Origin of the sequence: Streptomyces sp. WM6386 (genome assembly GCF_000972385.1) — a bacterium.
In the GTDB taxonomy this organism is placed as follows: Bacteria; Actinomycetota; Actinomycetes; order Streptomycetales; family Streptomycetaceae; genus Streptomyces.
Genome location: NZ_JXTE01000186.1, coordinates 1 through 1379 on the forward strand (window position 1 = coordinate 1; position 1379 = coordinate 1379).

A 1379-nucleotide genomic window follows, 5' to 3' on the forward strand; every position below is an offset into this window, starting at 1 on the left:
GGTGACGGCCGTGGCCCGCATGATGCGGGACGAGAACATCGGTGCCGTTCTGGTCACCGACGGCGAACGGCTGCGCGGTCCGGTCAGTGACCGCGACCTGGTGGTGCGCGCGGTGGCCGAGGGCGGCGATCCGAACAACACGACCGTGGCGGACGCCTGCAGCGACGATCTGGTCACGGTGGGGCCCGACGACGATCTGAGCCGCGCCGTGGAATTGATGCGTGAGCATGCCGTACGCCGGATACCGGTCGTGGACCAAGGGCAGCACGCGGTGGGCATCGTCTCCCTCGCCGACCTGGCCATCGAACGCGATCCGGAATCGGCGCTCGGCGACATCAGCGCCGCCGGGCCCAACACGTAACGCCCGCCTCAAGCCGATCCGGCGAGATGGACGGTTTCACCCCGCAGCCGCCGGGAAACCCGGATCTTCCTCGTCCGTACGACGGTGAGGACAGTGCGCCTGCCAAGGTGCTGTGACTTCTGGGGGCCAGGCTCGACGGACCCTCTCCCGTACCACCGCATCCTCGGGCGGCGGACACTGCGGCCCCATGACACCGGACCCGCCTCGAGACGGGTCGAAGGTCACCGCGCAGCCGGCCGCGCCGCCCCTGCACCCGCAACCGCACTGCACACCTGAAAAGCCGGCCAAGGCCAACCGGCCGTAGCCGGCCTGGAGCAGAGAGGACGTGCGCCATGGCGACTCCTGACCCCGAACCGAGACGGACCCCGGGACTCGAACCAGGCGGTGGAGTGGCACCCGGCGAGACTCCGCCTGCCGAGGGCGGCACCTACGGCATCTCCCATCCGGAGCCGCCTGAGCTGCGCAAGGGATGGGGAGCGATGCCGCTCACCCTGATCATGGTGGTGGTGGCGCTGGTAGCAATCGGGCTGATCGCCATGATGGTGGCCCTGATCGCGTGACACTGCCTGCGCAGGCTCGCCGGCGCCGCCGGGCAGGCGCCGCCCCGCGCGTCACAGCGAGGCGGGCGCAGGTCCACCACCGACTATTCACGCTTTTCTGAATTCAGAGTTTCCTGTACTGTCGTGGTGGGCTGACCGTTGCCTCCGACATCTACGTGCTGGCCCGCTTCGGCCGCGCGCTCGCCGATCCCGTCCGGTGCCGGATCCTGCTCGTGCTGCGCCAGGCGCCGGCCTATCCGGCCGACCTCGCCGACCAGCTCGGCATCTCCCGCACCCGGCTCTCCAACCACCTGGCCTGTCTGCGCGACTGCGGCCTGGTCGTCACCGCGCCCGACGGCCGACGCACGCGCTACGAACTCGCCGACGAACGCCTCGGCCACGCCCTGGACCACCTGCGCGCCGCAGTGGTCGCGGTGGAGGCAGACAGGACCTGCCCCGACGCGAACACGCACGGCTGC

At 70.6% G+C, this 1379-nt stretch carries 3 protein-coding genes; all 3 read left to right on the forward strand.

Translation table 11 applies throughout. The features are described from left to right. The coding region (locus tag TN53_RS40580; RefSeq protein ID WP_046263893.1) for a CBS domain-containing protein at window positions 1-361 on the forward strand (361 nt) is incomplete at its 5' end. A 332-nt stretch (window positions 362-693) separates the two neighbouring features. Beyond that, entirely contained in the window at window positions 694-921 is a 228-nt protein-coding gene (locus TN53_RS40585) for a DUF6480 family protein (protein ID WP_046263894.1), read from the forward strand. A 131-nt stretch (window positions 922-1052) separates the two neighbouring features. Beyond that, a partial coding sequence (locus tag TN53_RS40590) for an ArsR/SmtB family transcription factor (RefSeq protein ID WP_046263895.1) occupies window positions 1053-1379 on the forward strand: 327 nt, incomplete at its 3' end.

Bases quoted from the DNA above. Each gene is read 5' to 3' on its own strand.
- TN53_RS40585 (WP_046263894.1), top strand. From the start codon at position 694: ATGGCGACTCCTGACCCCGAACCGAGACGGACCCCGGGACTCGAACCA.